The sequence below is a fragment of the Cellulomonas gelida genome, assembly GCF_006538725.1.
GTDB classification, from domain to species: Bacteria; Actinomycetota; Actinomycetes; order Actinomycetales; family Cellulomonadaceae; genus Cellulomonas; species Cellulomonas gelida.
The window spans coordinates 147,046-165,445 of sequence record NZ_BJLQ01000002.1 but is presented as its reverse complement, the minus strand read 5'-3'; the positions used below and the strand labels follow the sequence as shown (position 1 = coordinate 165,445).

At 73.0% G+C, this 18,400-nt stretch carries 13 protein-coding genes, 1 tRNA gene and 1 riboswitch; of the genes, 11 read left to right on the top strand and 3 right to left on the bottom strand.

Annotated features, from left to right (window positions below; all coding sequences use genetic code 11):
* Nucleotides 1–55: 55 nt before the first annotated feature.
* A complete protein-coding gene (locus tag CGE01nite_RS01045) occupies nucleotides 56–1,627 on the top strand; it encodes an alpha-N-arabinofuranosidase (protein WP_048343973.1) in 1,572 nt (523 codons plus the stop codon).
* The gene (locus CGE01nite_RS01040; RefSeq protein WP_141368444.1) at nucleotides 1,624–5,010 is read left to right on the top strand and encodes a GH39 family glycosyl hydrolase; all 3,387 of its coding nucleotides are present in this window, start codon (nucleotides 1,624–1,626) and stop codon (nucleotides 5,008–5,010) included. The genes CGE01nite_RS01045 and CGE01nite_RS01040 overlap by 4 nt, the downstream gene beginning before the upstream one ends.
* Before the next feature lie 91 nt (nucleotides 5,011–5,101).
* Here CGE01nite_RS01040 and CGE01nite_RS01035 read toward each other — a convergent pair.
* Nucleotides 5,102–5,184, bottom strand: a tRNA-Leu gene (locus CGE01nite_RS01035).
* Between the two features lie 169 nt (nucleotides 5,185–5,353).
* On the opposite strand from CGE01nite_RS01035, the gene CGE01nite_RS01030 reads away from it, so the two are divergent.
* Nucleotides 5,354–6,562, top strand: a complete 1,209-nt coding sequence (locus tag CGE01nite_RS01030) for an AI-2E family transporter (protein ID WP_048343972.1) — start codon at nucleotides 5,354–5,356, stop codon at nucleotides 6,560–6,562.
* 15 nt (nucleotides 6,563–6,577) lie between these two features.
* On the opposite strand, the gene CGE01nite_RS01025 is transcribed toward CGE01nite_RS01030, so the two are convergent.
* A complete protein-coding gene (locus tag CGE01nite_RS01025; RefSeq protein WP_229747533.1) occupies nucleotides 6,578–7,333 on the bottom strand; it encodes a fructosamine kinase family protein in 756 nt (251 codons plus the stop codon).
* A gap of 119 nt (nucleotides 7,334–7,452) precedes the next feature.
* Here CGE01nite_RS01025 and ald point away from each other — a divergent pair, with 119 nt between their 5' ends.
* From ald to CGE01nite_RS01000, 5 genes are all read left to right on the top strand, one after another.
* Nucleotides 7,453–8,574, top strand: coding sequence for an alanine dehydrogenase (gene ald, locus CGE01nite_RS01020; RefSeq protein WP_141368442.1), 1,122 nt, complete (start codon nucleotides 7,453–7,455; stop codon nucleotides 8,572–8,574).
* A gap of 62 nt (nucleotides 8,575–8,636) precedes the next feature.
* Complete coding sequence (locus CGE01nite_RS01015) at nucleotides 8,637–9,755, top strand: lactate/malate family dehydrogenase (RefSeq protein WP_141368440.1); 1,119 nt, start codon at nucleotides 8,637–8,639, stop codon at nucleotides 9,753–9,755.
* Nucleotides 9,752–10,231: an ACT domain-containing protein gene (locus CGE01nite_RS01010; protein WP_048343969.1), complete on the top strand. Its 480-nt coding sequence runs from the start codon at nucleotides 9,752–9,754 to the stop codon at nucleotides 10,229–10,231. Before CGE01nite_RS01015 ends, CGE01nite_RS01010 begins: the two co-directional genes overlap by 4 nt.
* Before the next feature lie 193 nt (nucleotides 10,232–10,424).
* Nucleotides 10,425–12,509, top strand: coding sequence for a M3 family metallopeptidase (locus CGE01nite_RS01005; protein WP_048344002.1), 2,085 nt, complete (start codon nucleotides 10,425–10,427; stop codon nucleotides 12,507–12,509).
* Between the two features lie 72 nt (nucleotides 12,510–12,581).
* Nucleotides 12,582–13,916 carry a M20/M25/M40 family metallo-hydrolase gene (locus tag CGE01nite_RS01000; protein ID WP_141368438.1) on the top strand — a complete coding sequence of 445 codons (1,335 nt, stop codon included), beginning with the start codon at nucleotides 12,582–12,584 and terminating at the stop codon, nucleotides 13,914–13,916.
* Nucleotides 13,917–13,962: 46 nt separating this feature from the next.
* Here CGE01nite_RS01000 and CGE01nite_RS00995 read toward each other — a convergent pair whose 3' ends face one another.
* Nucleotides 13,963–14,196: a DUF5703 family protein gene (locus CGE01nite_RS00995; protein WP_048343967.1), complete on the bottom strand. Its 234-nt coding sequence runs from the start codon at nucleotides 14,194–14,196 to the stop codon at nucleotides 13,963–13,965.
* 153 nt (nucleotides 14,197–14,349) lie between these two features.
* Here CGE01nite_RS00995 and CGE01nite_RS00990 point away from each other — a divergent pair, with 153 nt between their 5' ends.
* The 3 genes from CGE01nite_RS00990 to CGE01nite_RS00975 all read left to right on the top strand — a co-directional run bounded on the left by CGE01nite_RS00990 (nucleotide 14,350) and on the right by CGE01nite_RS00975 (nucleotide 18,364).
* Complete coding sequence (locus CGE01nite_RS00990; protein WP_048343966.1) at nucleotides 14,350–14,667, top strand: hypothetical protein; 318 nt, start codon at nucleotides 14,350–14,352, stop codon at nucleotides 14,665–14,667.
* Nucleotides 14,668–14,859: 192 nt separating this feature from the next.
* Nucleotides 14,860–14,975: riboswitch (SAM riboswitch) on the top strand.
* 214 nt (nucleotides 14,976–15,189) lie between these two features.
* Entirely contained in the window at nucleotides 15,190–16,653 is a 1,464-nt protein-coding gene (locus tag CGE01nite_RS00980; protein ID WP_082156486.1) for a dicarboxylate/amino acid:cation symporter, read from the top strand.
* A 64-nt stretch (nucleotides 16,654–16,717) separates the two neighbouring features.
* Nucleotides 16,718–18,364 carry a fibronectin type III domain-containing protein gene (locus CGE01nite_RS00975; protein WP_141368434.1) on the top strand — a complete coding sequence of 549 codons (1,647 nt, stop codon included), beginning with the start codon at nucleotides 16,718–16,720 and terminating at the stop codon, nucleotides 18,362–18,364.
* Nucleotides 18,365–18,400: the final 36 nt, after the last annotated feature.

The window sequence follows — 18,400 nt, the reverse complement described above, 5'->3', positions numbered from 1 at the left end:
GCGAGCTGCTCGTCGCGTCACCCACGTCGCTACCCGGTCAAAGGAGACCACCCTCGTGAGCACCCCTGTGCCTCCGCCTGCCTCCACGGCAGTCCGCGAGACGACGACCACCACGACAGCGATCATCGATCTCGACCTGCCCGGTGCGACGATCAGCCGGCACGTGTACGGGCACTTCGCGGAGCATCTGGGCCGGTGCATCTACGGCGGGTTCTGGGTCGGAGAGGACTCGCCCGTCCCGCACGTGCGGGGCATCCGGTCCGACGTCGTCGCGGCCCTGCGCGACCTGCGGATCCCGAACCTGCGCTGGCCGGGCGGCTGCTTCGCCGACGACTACCACTGGCGCGACGGGGTCGGCCCGCGCGACCAGCGGCCCAGGATGGTCAACTCGCACTGGGGCGACGTCGTCGAGGACAACGCGTTCGGCACCCACGAGTTCATGGACCTGTGCGAGCTGCTCGGGGCGGACCCGTACGTGTCGGGGAACGTCGGGTCCGGCAGCGTGGCCGAGATGTCGGACTGGGTCGAGTACCTGACCCGGGCGGACGACTCGCCGATGGCGGCGCTGCGCCGCGCGAACGGGCGCGACGAGCCGTGGCGCGTGCCGTTCTGGGGATTGGGGAACGAGGCGTGGGGGTGCGGCGGGAACCTGCGTGCGGAGCAGTTCGCGTCGTTGGCCCGGCACTACGCCACCTACTCGCGCAACCACGGGGGCAACGCCCTGTACCGGGTCGCGGCCGGCGCGAACGAGGCGGACCTGCACTGGACCGAGACCTTGATGCGTTCGTTCGACGACCTGGCGGCAGACCCGGCCGAGCCCGCCCGGCCGTTCCAGGCCGTGTCGCTGCACTACTACACGATGTCGGGCTCGTGGGCGGACAAGGGCGACGCCACCGGGTTCAGCACCGACGAGTGGTACACGACGATGGCCCGGGCCCGCCGCATGGATGAGCTGCTCACTCGCCACTCGACGGTGATGGACCGCTACGACCCCCACCGCAAGGTGGGCCTGGTCGTCGACGAGTGGGGCACCTGGTGGAACGTGGAGCAGGGCACCAACCCGGGCTTCCTGTACCAGCAGAACACGCTGCGCGACGCGCTGGTCGCGTCGGTGCACTTCGACGCGTTCCACCGGCACGCCGAGCGGGTCGTGATGGCGAACGTCGCGCAGACCGTCAACGTGCTGCAGGCCATGGTCCTGACGGATCCCGACACGGGCGCGCTGGTGCTCACCCCGACGTACCACGTGTTCGCGATGAACGTCGGGCACCATGACGCCGCCGCGCTCGCCGTGCACCTGCGGGGCGTGCCGACGCGGACCGCCGACGGGACCGAGCTCCCGCTGGTGTCGGCGTCCGCCTCGGTCAAGGGCGACACCGCGCTGGTCTCGTTGTCGAACCTCGACATCGACGCCGACCGCACGGTCGTGCTCGACCTGCGCGGCCGCGACGTCGTCGGGTACGAGGCGCGCGTGCTGACCGCACCCGTCCTGGACGCGCACAACACGCCGGAGCATCTCGACGCCGTCGCGCCCACCGCGCACCACGGTGTGCGGCCCCACGCGCGCGGGCTCGAGGTCGACCTCCCCGCCCACTCCTACGTCACCGTCAGTCTGGGCCTGCGTTGACGGGACGTGGCGACCGGGCGCTGACCATCGCGAACCCGGTCATCTTCGCGGACGTCCCCGACCCGGACGTCGTCCACGACGGTCGGCACTACTACATGGTCAGCACCACCATGTACTTCGCGCCGAGCGTGCCGATCCTGCGCTCGAGCGACCTGGTGCACTGGTCGATCGTCGGCTACACCGGCCCGATCCTCGACGACACGGACGCGCTTGCTCTGCGGAACGGGGAGAACGCCTACGGGCAGGGCACCTGGGCCGCGAGCATCCGGTACCACGAGGGCACGTTCTACGTCTCGGTCGGCAGCCTGACCACCCAGAAGACGTACGTCTACGCGACGCCGAGCATCGAGCACGGGCCGTGGACGAGGTCGGTCCTCGACGGCTACGCGCACGACCAGTCGCTCCTGTTCGACGACGAGGACGCCTACCTCGTCTACGGCAGCGGAGTGATCGACCTGCGCCGGCTCGGCCGGGACGACTCAGGAACCTTCGTCTGGGACGGCCCGGCGACACGGCTCGTCGAGGACGCCGACGTCGACCAGACCAGCGGGCTGAGCGCCGAGGGTGCGCACGCCTACAAGGTCGGCGACCACTACTACGTCTTCATGATCGAGTGGCCGACGGACGGGCTCCGCCAGCAGGTCGTGTGGCGGTCGACGTCCTTGACGCCACAGTCCCAGGGCGGCAGCTGGGAGGGCAGGGTGGTGCTCAGCCAGGCGGTGTCGGTCGAGGGACGCCAGGGCGACGGCGTCGCTCAGGGGGGCGTCGTGCAGGCGGCTGGCGGGCAGTGGTACGCCATGCTCTTCCAGGACGAGGGGCCGCTCGGGCGCTCACCGCAGCTCGCGCGCGTGACCTGGGACGAGGACGGGTGGCCGGTCTACGCGCTCGACGCCATGACGGTCTCCGCGGGGGCGCCGTCGGCGGGAGCGACCGACCTCCTCGTCTCGGACGACTTCGACAACCAGCCCACGCCGGCCGGCTACTGGAACACGTCCGACTCCGGTGATCTGACGGCGTCGGACGAGAACGCGTGGAACTTCTCGAGCCTCGGGCTGTCGTGGCAGTGGAACCACAACCCGGACAACCGGTTCTGGTCGCTCACCGAGCGGCCCGGCCACCTGCGGCTGACCACGGGCAGCATCGCGTCGGGCATCCTCGACGCCCGCAACACGCTCACCCAGCGCACGTGCGGCCCGACGAGCGCCGCGGCGATCTCGCTGGACGTCTCCGCGATGCGGGACGGCGACGTCGCCGGCCTGTCCGCGTACCAGCAGAAGTACGGGTACGTGGCGGTCGAGATGGCCGAGGGCGCCCGGCGGCTCGTGATGCGCCGTGCCGACCGGCAGGGGCGCGTCGCCTTCACCAGCGCTCCCGTGCCGCTGACGGCCGAGACGGTCCTGCTGCGCGTGGACGTGGACTTCCGGGACGCCGCCGACCGCGCCACGTTCGCCCACTCGCTCGACGGTGCCGCCTGGTCGCCGATCGGCGACGACCTGGCGATGGAGTACAGCCTCGACCACTTCACCGGGTACCGGTTCGCGATCTTCTGCTACGCCACGGCCGAGACCGGCGGGCACGTGGACGTCGACTGGTTCCGGGTCGGCGACGACATCGACGGCCGCGGGCCGTCAGCACACCATCGGGAGGTGCCTGGCGGGGACGGACCCCAGGAGGCACCGCGTGGACCAGAGGAGATCTCCATGCCGCAGGAAGTGCACGCTCTCGACGAGCTGCGAGTGGACGGCGCGACGCCGTCGGACGCACCGCTGAACCACGTGTGGAACCAGTGCGTGGGCGCGGGCCGCGCCAACGAGGCGCTGCGCGCCGACTGGCAGGCCCAGTTCCGTGAGGCCGTGGACGTGCTGGGGGTCCGCTTCGTGCGGTTCCACGGCCTGTTCCACGACGACATGTTCGTCTACCGCGCCACCTACGGCGGCGGCTTCGCCCCGCCGGAGGTGCTGCCCGAGGCGCAGATCACCTTCAGCTACGTGGACATGGTGTTCGACGCGATCCTCGACGCGGGTGCGCGCCCGTTCGTCGAGCTGGGGTTCATGCCCCGGGAGCTGGCCACGCAGACCGAGACGCTGTTCTGGTGGAAGGCGCACTGCAGCCCGCCCACCGACATGGGGGAGTGGGTCCGCCTTGTGAGCGAGACGGTGCGGCACTGGATCGAGCGGTACGGCCTCAACGAGGTGCGGCAGTGGCGGTTCGAGGTGTGGAACGAGCCCAACCTGGTGCCCCACTTCTGGACCGGCACCCGCACCGAGTACTTCGAGCTCTACGAGGCCACGGCGCGCGCGCTCAAGGCGATCGACCCGCAGCTCAAGGTGGGCGGCCCGTCGACGTCCGTGTTCGTGCCCGACGCCCGCTACGCCGGCGAGACCTACGACCGCGCGGCCGAGTTCGCCACCGGCCGGGCGCCCGACCCGGACGCGCTCGACTGGCAGCCGGTCTGGGTCCGCGAGCTCATCGACTACTGCGCTGAGCGGGACCTCCCGGTCGACTTCCTCTCGACCCACCTGTACCCGACGGACTACGCGGCCGACGGCACCGGCAGCGGCTTCACGGCCATCCATCGCCACGTGGACGCCACCGAGCAAGACCTGCGCCTGATGCAGGAGCTCATCGCGGCGAGCCCGTACCCCGACGCCGAGCTGCACATCACCGAGTGGTCCAGCTCGCCGTCGAGCCGGGACCGCACGCACGACACCCTCTTCGCCGCGACGTACATCACGCGCGCGTTCCTGAAGGGCGCCGCGCTCGCGGACTCGATCTCGTACTGGACGTTCACGGACATCTTCGAGGAGGGCGGCGCGGGGCTCGGCCCGTTCCACGGCGGCTTCGGGTTCGTCAACGAGCAGGGCATCCACAAGCCCACGTTCCATGCCGTCGCGATGCTGAACCGCCTGGGCGACCGTGTCGTGCACCAGGACGAGCAGGGCATCATCACCCGGTCGTCCGACGACGGCCGCGTGTCCGCGGTGTTCCTCAACTACCCCGCCGAGATGGGCACGCGCGGCGTCGAGCAGCACGACTCGTACGCCGCGGCGCGCCTGTACAAGCAGATCGGCACGGCCCGGCGGGTCCGCCACACGGTCGCGGGACTCGAGCCGGGGACCGTCTTCCAGGTCGAGCTGCTCGACTGGGAGCACGGCAACGCCGCGGAGGCATGGCACCAGATGGGGGAGCCGCTCAACCTCACGCGCGCCCAGACCGCCGAGCTGAAGGCGATCGCAGACGACCTGCGCCGGTGGACCGTGCCGGTCCCCGAGTCGGGCGTCCTCGAGATCGACATCGACCTGCCGGCCTGGGCCGTCGCCTCCGTCGCCCCGGTGCCCTCCACGGCCGTCGTCGGGGACAAGGCTGCAACGGTGCACGCATGACGCCCGACGCGCGGCACGTCGTGACTGCCGGCAGAGACACGAACGGCCCCGAGCCGAAGCCCGGAGCCGTCATGCTCGCTGTCTCAACGAGTGTCCGGAGGGGGACTTGAACCCCCACGCCCTTACGGGCACTAGCACCTCAAGCTAGCGCGTCTGCCATTCCGCCACCCGGACAGGTGGACCATCGAGGAGCCCGGAGGCGCCCCGTGGTGCGGCAGAAAAGATAGCACGGTGAGTCGGCCGCGCTTGCATCGGCCCGAAGGGGCAGACTCGGGCAGAGACGAGACGGCGGCGGCTCGCAGCAGTGCTCCGGCCGCCGACGAGGCAGCGGAAGGGGTCACGCATGGCGGAGCCCGGCGAGCGTGCCGGAGCGCAGCAGGGCACGCGACCGGCCCGTCGGGTCGCGGGTGTGCGGCGCAACGCACCTGCGGTGGAGTACGACGCGCCGCGCTGGCTCCGCTCGCTCGCGGGGGCGTCGTGGCGCGCGATCGTCGTCGTCATCGCCGTCGGGATGGTGTTCTACGCCACGGCGCAGGTCAAGCTGCTGTTCATCGCGGTGTTCCTCGCGCTGGTGTTCACCGCGGTGCTGCGCCCGCTCGTCGAGCTGCTCGCGCGCTTCCTGCCCAGGTTCGTGGCCACGGGCGTCGCGATCCTCACGGGTGTGCTGTTCTTCGTCGGGCTCCTGACGTACGTGGGCTACTCGGTCGCCAACGAGTGGGAGGACCTGTCCGACCGGTTCAGCGACGGGCTCGGTCAGATCGTCGAGTTCCTGGAGAGCGGCCAGCTGCCGTTCCGCATCACGAGCGAGCAGATCGCCGGGTGGATCAACGACGGGCAGAAGTGGCTGCAGGACCACGCTGGTGACCTTGCCGGTCAGGCCGCGCAGAGTGCCGGGTCGGTCGTCGAGGTGCTCACGTCGCTCGCGCTGGCGATCTTCTGCACCGTCTTCTTCCTGGCGCGCGGGCGCGAGATGTGGACGTGGTTCCTCAACCAGCTGCCCGAGCGCTTCCGGGAGGGCTGGATCCAGGCGGGTGGCGCGGGCTGGTACACGTTCTCCGGCTACACGCGCGGCACCGTGATCATCGCCGTGACCGACGGGATGCTCGCATTCGTCCTGCTGCTGATCCTCGGGGTGCCGCTCGCGGCGCCGCTCGCGGTGCTCGTGTTCATCGGTGCGTTCATCCCGCTCGTCGGCGCGCCCGCCGCCATGGTCATCGCGATGATCGTCGCGCTCGCGGCCAACGGGTTGTGGTCGGCGGTGTTCGTCGGTGTCGGGATCGCGCTCATCGGCCAGTTCGAGGGGCACGTGCTGCAGCCGCTGGTCATGGGCAAGCAGGTCTCGATCCACCCCGTCGTCGTGGCGCTCGCGGTCGCCGGCGGGACGCTCACCGCGGGCATCCTCGGAGCGGTCGTGAGCGTGCCGCTCGTCGCGGTGGCGTGGGCGATCTTCTCGCGGCTGCGCACGCTGGACCCGCCCATGACGGTCGACGAGGCGGACGACGGCATGGGGCCTCAGGGCGCTCGGGTCCGCGACGAGGACGCCCCCGTCTGAGCCCCGCTCGGCTGCTCAGGTGTGCAGCGACGCGAGGAGCCTGCCCAGCTGCGCGACGTAGTGACCGCCGAAGAGCACCGCGTGCACGCCCACGGGGTACAGCTGGTGCAGCGCGACGCGGCGGCGCCAGCCCTCGCGCAGGGGCCGCTCGTCGTCGTAGGCCGCCAGGACCTCGTCCAGGTGAGGGAGGCCGAACAGCGCCAGCATCGCCAGGTCCGTCTCGCGGTGCCCGCCGTGCGCCGCGGGGTCGATCAGCGTCGCGCCCACGCGCGTCCACACGACGTTGCCGGCCCACAGGTCCCCGTGCAGGCGAGCGGGCGGCTCGTCGTCGTCCCACGCGCCCTGCTCGGCGCGGTCGGCGACGCGCGCGAGCCTGTCGAGCACGCTCGTCGGTGCGATCCCGAGGAGCAGCGCCGCCAGCGGTCGCAGCCGCCGCACGGCGAGGAACTCGCCCCAGCGCTCGTGCCGCCCGGCGGGCATCGTCAGCGGTGCGTCGAGCGGCCCGAACCACCCGTCGCCGTCCCAGCCCGCGGGTGGCGAGCCGAACGCGGGCGCGCCCGCCGCGTGGGTGCGTGCCAGCAAACGACCGAACGCCGCGGCCGCGTCGCGACTCGGCGGGACGGCGACGAGCCGCTCGAGGTCCAGGTGGTCCTCGGCGACGTCCAGGACGCGCACGACGGGAGTCCCCGCGGCCGCCCGCAGCCACTCGAGACCCGCGGCCTCGCACGCGAAGAAGCCGCTCGGGGCGCCGGGTCTGCTCTTGCGGAACACCCCGTGATCCTCTCGCGCGACGCTCGCCGACGAAGGATGCTGGGACCGGCAGCGCCGCGACCCGGCGCGCCGCACCCGCACGCCGGGCACACCCCCGCCCACGCACCCAGGGAGCCGAGATGATCGTCGCAGTCCCGCAGGAGACCAAGAACCGCGAGTACCGCGTGGCGCTCACGCCCGCGGGCGCCCACCAGCTCGTGACCGACGGGCATCGGGTCCTCGTCCAGACCGGGGCCGGCTCGGGATCGGCGATCGGCGACGACGAGTACCGCGCCGCGGGCGCGGAGATCGTGGCGGACGCCGCGACCGCCTGGGGCGAGGCCGACCTCGTCTGCAAGGTCAAGGAGCCGACTCCCGCCGAGTTCGGCCACCTGCGCGACGACCTCGTGCTGTTCACCTACCTGCACCTGGCCGCCGACCGCCCCGCGACCGACGCCCTGCTCGCTGCGGGGACCACCGCGATCGCGTACGAGACCGTCCAGCTCACCGACGGCTCGCTCCCGCTGCTCGCGCCCATGAGCGAGGTCGCCGGCCGGCTCGCGACGCAGGTGGGCGCGTACCACCTCATGCGCAACGAGGGTGGGGCCGGGCTGCTGCTGGGTGGCGTCCCGGGCGTGGACCCGGCGCGGGTCGTCGTGCTCGGCGCCGGGACGGTCGGGCGGCACGCCGCGCAGATCGCGGTGGGGATGCGGGCCGACGTCACCGTGCTCGACGTGTCGATGGCGCGCCTGCGGGAGATCGACGACGCGAGCGGTGGCCGCATCCGCACGCTCGCGTCGAACCGGTGGACGCTCGAGCGCGAGGTCGCCGAGGCGGATCTGGTGATCGGCGCAGTGCTCGTCCCCGGCGCGCGGGCGCCGCGCCTGGTCTCCGACGAGCTCGTCGCGCGCATGAGGCCCGGCTCGGTGCTCGTCGACGTGGCCGTCGACCAGGGTGGGTGCTTCGAGTCGACCCGCCCCACGACGCACGACGACCCGACGTTCCTCGTCGAGGGCTGCGTCTTCTACTGCGTGGCGAACATGCCGGGCGCGGTCCCGGTCACCTCGACGCGCGCCCTGACGAACGTCACGCTGCCCTACGTGCACGCGCTGGCCTCACGCGGCTGGCGCGCGGCGGCCGCCGACGACCCCGCGCTCGCGAACGGCCTGACCGTGCACGGCGGGCGGCTCGTCAACTCCGCCGTCGCCGCGGCGCACGGCTACCCGTCCGTCTCGGTGGCCGAGGCGCTCGCGGCCGGCTGACGCGGCGGCCGACCGCCGATCCCCGTCACGCGCCCGCAACGAACGCCGCCTACTCTCGCCGGATGGACGTGGCGGTGCTGGGAGCGACGGGAGACGTGGGCCGGCAGGTCTGCACGCAGCTGGTCGAGCGGCGCGTGCTGCCGGCGACCTCCCGCCTGCAGCTCGTCGGGCGCGCCGACGGGCGTTCGTCGCGCGCCACCTACGGGCTCGCGGCGGACCTCGTCGACGCGTACGACGAGCACGCCCCGCTGCTCGACGTCGCGCTCGACCCCGCGGACGTCGTGGCCGACGTCGTGGTCGTCGCGGCCGGACGCACCGCGGGCACCGAGCCGGGCGTGCCCGTCGACCGTCGCGCGCTCGCGGCCGACAACGCGCGCGTGTTCGCGACGTACGCCGAGGCGCTGGCCCGGCACGGCTCCGGCCGCGAGGTCGTCGTCGTGGTGTCCAACCCGGTGGAGCTCGGCGTCGCGGTGTTCGCCGAGGCGCTCGGGCGGCACCGCGTGATCGGGATGGGCGCGTGGCTCGACACGCTGCGGTTCCGCCGCGAGGTCGCCGCGTCGATCGGCGTGCGACGGCACCGCGTCGGCGGGTTCGCCGTCGGGCAGCACGGCGACGACCTTGTGCCGCTGTGGTCGACCGTGCGCATCGCGGGGCTCGACGTCGCCGAGCGTCGCGCGGAGGTGGCACGCGTGCGCGGCGCGCGCACGCTCGCGACGTACGACGAGGAGATCGCCGCCGCGAAGCGTGCGCTCGCGACCGCCGCGGTCGACGACCTCGCGGGCGCGTTCCGCCTCGTCGACTCCTGGCCCCCGGACGTCCGCGTGGCCGCACGACCGTGGATGACGCAGCAGAGCGGCGCCAAGACCGCCGCGGGCACGGCCAGCGCGACGATCGACCTGATCGACACCGTGCTCGACGGTCGCGACACCGTCGTCGCGGGCCAGGTCGCGCTCGACCGCGAGGTGGAGCTCGCCGGGAAGCCTGTCGAAGGCGTCCTGGGTGTGCCGGTCGTGCTCGGGCCGGAGGGGTGGACGCAGGTGCTGCTCCCGGCGCTCGCGGACGACGAGGAGCGTCGGCTCGCCGCGGTCGCCGACCGCGTCAGCCGGTCGATCGAGCCGTGGCTCACCGCCACGGCGGGCGACGGCACCGCCCTCGTCCCGGTTGAAGGAGGGGGCGCATGAGCATCCAGGACGAGGGGTTCGACGAGCGCTGGGTCGTGTTCGTGCGCGGGGCGAACCGGCCGGGGACGGTCGCCGCGCTCACGGCCGTCTTCGCGACGCGCGGGGTGAGCTTCGACGCGCTCGCGACGAGCGACGCCGGGCCGGACGAGGGTCTGGTGACGGTCACGTTCCGCACGACCGGGCGGCGTCAGCGCGAGATCGTGCGCGCGGCCGAGCGTCTCGCGGCGGTGTCGGGCGTCGTGGTGCGACGAGCTGAGGACCTCGGCGTGCGCGCGGCCGCGGTGATGCACCTGCCGGGCGACGTCGCGTTCCGCCCGCCGCCGCACGCGGCTGTGAGCTGGTCGGGGGAGTCGGCGCTCGGGCAGCCCGTGCTCGTCGAGGGGCCGCTCGTCGACGTCGAGCACGTCGTCGCCGCGGCGCGGGAGGCCGGAGCGCGCACCACCGCGATCGTCATCCAGCCGCCGCCGACGGCCTGACGCGAGCCCCTCCTCCCCGAGCGTGCCGAACGAGGGGGATCCGGCCCGAGACGTCACGACGTCGGGGACTCGCGAGGTCGTCGGCGCTGTGCTCTCGACGGGTCTCCGGCTGACCGCGGGCGCCGAGGAGCGCGGTGGGCGCGCGCGACCCGTGCTCCTGCGGTCCGTGCCTCGGGTGGGCGATGATGCCCGCATGAAGCGCGCGCCCCTGGATGCCGAGAACCCGTTCGCCGCCCCGTCGTCGCTCCCGTACGGGCTGCCCGACTACCGCAGGATCCGCACCGAGCACTACGAGCCCGCGATCGACTACGGCATGGCCGAGCACCGCGCGCAGGTCGAGGTGATCGCGACCGACCCGAGCGAGCCGACCGTCGAGAACACGCTCGTCGCCCTGGAGCGCTCCGGCCGGACCCTGCAGCGCGTGCTCGTGGCGTTCTTCAACCAGTCCAGCGCCGACTCGACACCCGAGCTCGACGCGCTCGAGGAGTCGGTCGCACCGCGCCTGGCCGCGCACCTGGACGCCATCCACCTCGACGCGCGCCTGTTCGCCCGCCTCGAGGCGCTGGACGCGCAGGTCGCGTCGGGCGCGCTGACGCTCGAGCCCGACACCGCATGGTTGCTCGAGCGCACCCGCACCACGTTCGTGCGCGCCGGGGTCCGCCTCGACGAGACCGCGCAGGACCGCCTGCGCGAGCTCAACGCGCAGATCACCACGCTGGCGACGGTCTTCGGCCGTGAGGTGCTCGCCGCGACCAACGCCGCCGCGGTTCTCGTGACCGACGAGGCCGAGCTCGACGGGATGCCGCAGGACGCGCGCTCGGCGGCGGCCCGGTCCGCGACCGAGCGCGGCCACGACGGCGGCTGGCTCCTCGAGCTGCAGCTGCCGACGGGTCAGCCGCAGCTCGTCACGCTGCGCGACCGTCGCCTGCGCGAGCGGCTGCACCGCGCGTCGGTGGGCCGCGGCCTGGGCGGCGAGCACGACACGCGGCCGACCCTGCTGCAGCTGGCCCGCCTGCGCGCCGAGCGCGCCCAGCTCCTGGGCTACCCGCACCATGCCGCCTACGTGGCGCAGGACGCGACGGCCAAGTCGGCGGAGGCGGTCGCGGACATCCTGGGTCGGCTCGCTCCGGCGGCGGTCGCGAACGCGCGCGCCGAGGCCGTCGAGCTCACCGTCGCGCTGCAGCAGGACGAGCCCGGCGCGACGCTCGAGGCGTGGGACTGGGCGTACTACGCCGAGCGCGTGCGCTCGCAGGCCCGCTCGCTCGACGAGACGGCCCTGCGGCCGTACCTCGAGCTCGACCGGGTGCTGCACGAGGGCGTGTTCCGCGCCGCGACCGCGCTGTACGGGCTGACGTTCGCGGAGCGCACCGACCTCGTCGGCTACCACCCCGACGTGCGCGTCTTCGAGGTCTTCGACACCGACGGCTCGGGTCTCGGCCTGTTCCTCGCGGACTACTGGACGCGCGAGTCGAAGCGCGGCGGCGCGTGGATGAACAACCTCGTCGACCAGTCGACGCTGCTCGACGAGCCGCCGGTCGTGGTCAACAACCTCAACATCCCGAAGCCGCCCGACGGCCAGCCCACGCTCCTGACGTGGGACCAGGTCACGACGATGTTCCACGAGTTCGGTCACGCGCTGCACGGCCTCCTCTCGGCCGTGCGCTACCCGTCGCAGTCGGGCACCGAGGTGCCGCGCGACTTCGTCGAGTACCCCTCGCAGGTCAACGAGATCTGGGCATGGGAGCCGCAGGTGCTGCAGGCGTTCGCGGTGCACCACGAGACGGGGGAGCCGATGCCCGCGGCGTGGGTCGAGACGCTCCTGGCGGGCCGCCAGGACGGCGAGGGCTTCCGCACCACGGAGTACCTCGCGGCGGCGCTGCTCGACCAGGCCTGGTACCGCCTGTCGCCCGACGAGGTGCCCACGGACCCCGACGACGTCGAGGCGTTCGAGGCCGCGGCGCTCGAGGGTGCGGGGGTGGCGTTCGCGCCCGTGCCGCCGCGCTACCGCAGCGCGTACTTCAACCACGTGTTCTCGAGCGGCTACTCGGCGGGCTACTACTCCTACATCTGGTCCGAGGTGCTCGACGCGGACACGGTCGAGTGGTTCCGCGAGAACGGTGGCCTGCGCCGGGAGAACGGTGACGCGTTCCGTGCCAAGCTGCTGGGCCGGGGCGGCTCGATCGACCCGCTCCAGGCGTTCCGCGACCTGCGCGGCCGTGACCCGCAGATCGAGCCGCTGCTGGTGCGTCGCGGCCTGACGGCGGCCGCCACGGTCTAGCGGCGGAGTCGTCGTGCGCGGGCGGCCCCGCTGCCGTCGGGGGCCGTCCGCGCGCGCGGGTACGGTGGGCGCGTGCCGACGACCGAGCCCCGCAACCCCCAGCCGACCGCCGCCGACGAGGTCGTGGACATCTGCCGCGACCTCATCCGGTTCGACACCTCGAACTACGGGGACGGCTCCGGGCCGGGGGAGCGCGCGGCCGCTGAGTACACGGCGACGCTGCTGAGCGACGTCGGGCTCGAGCCCGACGTGTTCGAGAGCGCGCCGGGGCGCACGAGCCTCGCGGTGCGGATCGAGGGCGCGGACCGCAGCCGGCCGGCGCTCGTCGTGCACGGTCACCTCGACGTGGTGCCCGCGCAGGCCGACGACTGGACGGTGGACCCGTTCGCGGGCCACGTCGACGGCGACCTGCTGTGGGGCCGCGGCGCGGTCGACATGAAGGACATGGACGCGATGATCCTGTCGGTCGTGCGGCAGATGGCGCGCGAGGGCCGCAAGCCGGCGCGCGACGTCGTGCTGGCGATGTTCGCCGACGAGGAGGCCGGCGGCACGTACGGCGCGCACTGGGCGGTCGACCACAAGCCCGAGATCTTCGAGGGCGCGAGCGAGGCGATCAGCGAGGTCGGCGGCTTCTCGGTCACGGTCGCCGGGCGACGTGCGTACCTCGTGCAGACGGCCGAGAAGGGCCTGGCCTGGCTGAGGCTCGTCGCCGAGGGGCGCGCGGGCCACGGCAGCCAGGTCACGCCCGACAACGCCGTGACGCACCTGGCGGAGGCAGTCGCGCGGATCGGTCGCCACACGTGGCCGCTCGAGCTCACGCCCACGGTCCGTGCGCTGCTGGAAGGCGTCGCGGACCTCACCGGGTTGCCGTTCGACCCGTACGACGAGCAGGGCATCGACGCGCTGGTCGCCGCGCTCGGCCCCGCGAGCAGGTTCGTCGGCGCGACCCTGCGGCACACGTCGAACCCGACGCAGCTCACCGCGGGCTACAAGGCGAACGTCGTGCCCGGACGCGCGGAGGCCGCCGTGGACGGTCGCTTCCTGCCGGGCCGCGAGGACGAGTTCCGCGCGACGATCGAGCGGCTCGCCGGCCCGCACGTGCGCATCGAGGACATCCACCGCGACGTGGCGCTCGAGGCGCCGACGACGGGCTCGCTGGTCGACGCGATGACCGACGCCCTGCTCGCCGAGGACCCCGGGGCCGCCGTGCTGCCGTACATGCTCTCGGGCGGGACGGACAACAAGTCGCTCTCGCAGCTGGGGATCACGGGCTACGGGTTCGCGCCCCTGCGCCTGCCCCCGGACCTCGACTTCGCGGGCATGTTCCACGGCGTCGACGAGCGCGTGTCGATCGACGCCCTGAAGTTCGGCACGCGCGTCCTGGACCGGCTCCTGTCGACCTGCTGACGGGCTGTGCCCCGCTGGGGCGTCGTCGTCGCAGGCGGGGCGGCGGTCAGTCGAGCGTGCTGCGGACCCGCAGGATCTTGCGCCGCAGCCAGACGCGTCGCTCGCCACCCACGTAGAGCACCGACCGGGCGAGCTCCCAGCGCCCGTACTCGGCGTGCTCGACGAGCATGCGCTGGACGTCGTTGCGGCTGGTCGTCCGGGGGAGGACCAGGACCCGGTACTCGTACTGCCCACCCTGCGCGACCCAGTCCCGGCGTCGCTGACGCGTCTCGACGGTCATCCGCCACCCTCCCGTTGCCGACTCGCGTGGCGCCCATTGTGCACCGCGTCGCGGGGTGCCGTGCGTACGCCGAGAGGCGGGTCGCACGCTGCGGGGGTGTGGTGGCGGCCCTCGGTCCTGCCGGGCACCGCGTCGCGGCGGTACCGTTCGGACATGACCGTCGACCCCCGTGCCGCGCTGGACCGATTCGTCGCAGCGCTCGAGGCGCACTACAACGCTGTCGTCGCGCGCCAGGGCGAGGACGACCCCGCGGTCGACGACGCGTACGACGTCCTGGCTGACGCCTTCGAGGTGTACGACGACGCCCTCGGGACTGTCCACGGTGAGGCCACGCCGTTCTACCTCGCCGAGGAGGACGACGAGGACGACGACTTCGACGACGACGTCGAGGGTGGCGACGACGAGTCCGAGGACGCCGAGGGCGACTGGGCGGGCGACGACGAGTACGACGAGGTCGAACCCGCGCGCTGACCCCGCGGCGCCGCACGTCAAGGGTGCGAGCGGGAGGTCCCCGCGGTGCGGCCGAACGGGTGACAAGCGTCTCGGAGTGCGGACCACCGGGTCCCGGTTGTTGACACCGCGCTCCCGTCGTCACTAGAAAGAGCCTGCAAGGAAAAAGCGACCGGTATAGTCGGCATAAGCCGATCCGGTCGTGGAAGACCAGGTCACGAGCGTCTCCGACAAGCCCCGGCTGGGAGACCGGCAACCCTCCGTCCGTGGTGGGGTGCCCCGGGTGAGGACCAGGCCGTCGTGCGCGTGCACGACGGCAAGCACGGGCGCCGCGGGATCGGCGCCTGCCGACGACGAGGAGCACGGGCGTGAGGTGTGCGAACGAGCACCGACTCCGTCGATGTTCCTGCGCTGCCTTCTGACGCACGTCGTCACCTCGGCGCGCGAGGCCTCGTCCCGCGCGCCGCACGCCCTTCCCCCTCCCTGAGCACTCCCTGACCGCCCCCGGTCGTGGGAGCTGCCCTCGCACGATCGGAGCACCCCGTGAACGTCTGGGACGCCGCAGCGCTCGCCGTCACCGTCGGCCTGTTCGCCGGCCTGTTCGCCCTCGCACGCAAGCGCGTGAACTTCAGCGTGCTGACGTTCGTCGGGCTGTTCCTCGGCGTCGCTGTCGGCGTGGTGTTCCGCGACCACGTCGAGTACGTCCAGCCACTCGGCCGGGTCTACGTCAACCTGCTGCTGACCATCGTGGCCCCGCTCGTGATCGTCTCGATCCTGTCGAGCATCACGTCGCTGGGCTCGACGTCGCAGCTGCGGACCATCGGCGGACGGTCGGTCTACTGGCTGCTCAGCCTCAACCTCGTCGCGATCTTCCTCGCACTCGGCACGGCGCTGCTGGTCGGGCTCGGCAAGGGCGCGCACCTGGGCACGCAGGACGTGGACACCCGGTCGCTCGACTCGGTCCAGCAGCCGTTCACGTCGGTGTTCATCGGCTTCTTCCCGACGAACATCGTCAAGGACGTGTCCGAGAACAACATCATCCCGATCATCCTCGTGAGCATCCTCGTGGCGGTCTCGTGCTCGCTGGTGGCCGACAAGAACCCGCAGAAGGTCGCCCCGTTCAAGGCGTTCGTCGAGGCGTCACGCGAGATCATCTACCGCGCGGTCGGCTTCGTCATCAGCCTCACGCCCTACGCGGTGCTCGCCCTCACGGCGTCGTTCACGTCGACCGTCTCGGCGGACACGAGTCAGCTCTGGCCGCTGTTCACGCTGCTCGTCGTCGCGTTCGTCGTCTGCTTCGCCCACACCTACCTCGTGAACGGCGTGTTCCTGCGGGTGTCCGCGAACGTGAGCCCCGTCGCGTTCTTCCGCCGGATCTTCCCCGCGCAGCTCACCGCGTTCACGACGCAGAGCAGCGCCGGGACGCTGCCGCTCACCACGAGCCTGCTCCGGGAGCGCGTCGGCGTGCCCGCCGAGATCGCGGGTTTCACGGCGCCGCTCGGCACGACGATCGGGATGCCGGGCTGCGCCGGGATCTGGCCGGTGCTCCTGGCCGTGTACAGCGTCAACGCACTCGGCATCCCGTACGGGCTCGGTGACTACGCGGTGCTGGTGCTGCTCGGCCTCGTCGTCTCGATCGGCACCGCGGGGGTGCCCGGGACCGCGACGGTCACCGCGACGACCGTGCTGGCCGCTGCGGGGCTCCCGCTCGAGGTCATCATCCTGACGCTGCCGATCAGCGCGCTCGCCGACATGGCGCGGACCACGAACAACGTGACCTCGGCCGCGGTCGCCGCGACCATCGTCGCGCGCAAGGAGGGCCGCCTGGACGACGCGATCTTCCGCTCCTCCGTGGACCGGTCCGTCGACCTCGGGGAGCCCGTGACGCCGGAACGCTCGAACCCGGCGTCCCCGGCGACGACCGACGACGACGCCCTCTGGGGCGGCGTGCCCGTCGGCGCGTGCGCGATCGAGCCCAGCCCGCGCGTTCCCGTCGGCTCCCGCTGACCCGCCCGCACCCGTCCTCGCCCCCCGTGCCCCCGCACCCCCTTCCCGTAGAAAGCGCCCCCTCGTGAACCCTCTTCTCCAGCTCGGCCGCCGGAGCCTGCCCCTGGTCGCGGCGCTCGTCGTCGGCGTGATCGCCCTCGGCCTGCCGGTCCTGCAGGCGACCCGCGCGAGCGCGGCCACCGTCGAGTGGGTCGATGGCGGCGACGACCAGCACTGCCTCCAGGACGACAAGGGCGCCGCGCTCGTCAACCTCGCCGAGGACAAGTGGTGCCAGCCGATCCCGACGTGCCACGAGTACGACGGGAACAACCCCAAGTACAAGGGGCGCATCGTGCAGAGCAGCGCCAGCACCGGGATCTGGCAGGGCGCGGCCGACGAGGTGCTCTACGCGGACAACCTTCCGTCCGACTACAACCTGACGCCGACCCCGACGAAGTCGCCCACGCCGAAGCCGTCGGCGAGCCCGACACCGACCAAGGCGCCGACGCCCGGCACGACTCCCACGCCGCGTGCGACCCCGGCGCCCGGCAGGACGCCTGTGCCCGGCACGACGCCCTCCCCGGGCGCGACCAGGCCCCCGACGAGCACGCCCGGTCCCGGTGCCACGACAGCGCCGGGCGTCCCGGCTCCTGCGGCGCCCGTGTCCGACGACCTCGGGATCGATCCCGAGGAGGCCGTCGTGCCCGGAGCGCCCTCCGCACCCGGCACCCCGACCCTCACGGTCGACGGCACGACGATCGTCGTGACGTGGGAGCCGTCGGTCGACGTGGACCTCGACAGCGTGACGGGCTACGTCGTCCTGCTCAGCGGGGGCAACCGCGCCGAGGTCGACGCGGCGACCACCACCTACGAGTTCCTGGACCTGCCGGACGGCAGCTACCGCGCCGCGGTCCGCGCGGTGAACGACGTCGGTGAGTCCGTGGCCTCCACCCCGTCGGAGCCGGTGACGGTCGGCACGCCGCCCGCGTCGGTCGTCGGCACGCTGACCTGGACGGGGGAGGTCGTCCCCGGTGCGACCGTCGCGCTGACCGGAGCGGGTTACGCCGCGGGCGTCGACCTCGACGTCGAGCTGCACTCCGACCCGGTCCGGCTCACGACCGTCACGACCGACGAGCAGGGCGCGTTCGCCACCGACGTGGTCGTTCCGGACGACGCCCCGCAGGGTGCTCACCACTTCGTCGTCGCGTACCAGGGGACGGTCGTCTCCGAGAGCCCTGTCACCGTCGCGGCCGCGTCGCCGGTCGGGGCGGCGCAGGACGCGGAGGCGACGTCGGCCGAGACGGTGCCGCCGCTGACCGGCCTCGTGATCCTCGGCGCACTGGCCGTCGCGGGAGTCCTGCTCCTGGCGTCCCACTACGCGCGCGGCGGTTCCCGTCGCGCGTCGTCTGCCGCCGCGGCGGACGAGCCTGCCGGCCCGGCTCCGGTGCCCGGCGCCCTGCCACCGCTGCAGCTCGGCAACCCGCTGCTGACGGCCTTCGCGCCGGCGTCGGTCGCTGCACCGGCGGCCGCACCCACCGCGGCTCTCGCCACCGTGCCCGCGGCGGCGCCCGTCAGGACCCCCGTCGCAGCGGCCCCCACCTCGTCCCCCGTCGCGGCCTATCCCGGGGTGCACGTCGCTCCCGAGGCGGGCCAGCTCAGCGTCACCTGGCAGTTCGCACCACCCGCACGAGTGGACGGGCCGTCGACCCCCGCGGCCCAGCCCGTCCGCTGACCCGCTCTCCCTGACCTGACCCCCCGCCTCCGGGCG

Bases quoted from the DNA above. Each gene is read 5' to 3' on its own strand.
- CGE01nite_RS01005 (WP_048344002.1), top strand. From the start codon at position 10,425: ATGAAGCGCGCGCCCCTGGATGCCGAGAACCCGTTCGCCGCCCCGTCG.
- CGE01nite_RS00990 (WP_048343966.1), top strand. From the start codon at position 14,350: ATGACCGTCGACCCCCGTGCCGCGCTGGACCGATTCGTCGCAGCGCTC.
- CGE01nite_RS01015 (WP_141368440.1), top strand. From the start codon at position 8,637: ATGGACGTGGCGGTGCTGGGAGCGACGGGAGACGTGGGCCGGCAGGTC.
- CGE01nite_RS01030 (WP_048343972.1), top strand. From the start codon at position 5,354: ATGGCGGAGCCCGGCGAGCGTGCCGGAGCGCAGCAGGGCACGCGACCG.
- CGE01nite_RS01010 (WP_048343969.1), top strand. From the start codon at position 9,752: ATGAGCATCCAGGACGAGGGGTTCGACGAGCGCTGGGTCGTGTTCGTG.
- ald (WP_141368442.1), top strand. From the start codon at position 7,453: ATGATCGTCGCAGTCCCGCAGGAGACCAAGAACCGCGAGTACCGCGTG.
- CGE01nite_RS00995 (WP_048343967.1), bottom strand. From the start codon at position 14,196: ATGACCGTCGAGACGCGTCAGCGACGCCGGGACTGGGTCGCGCAGGGT.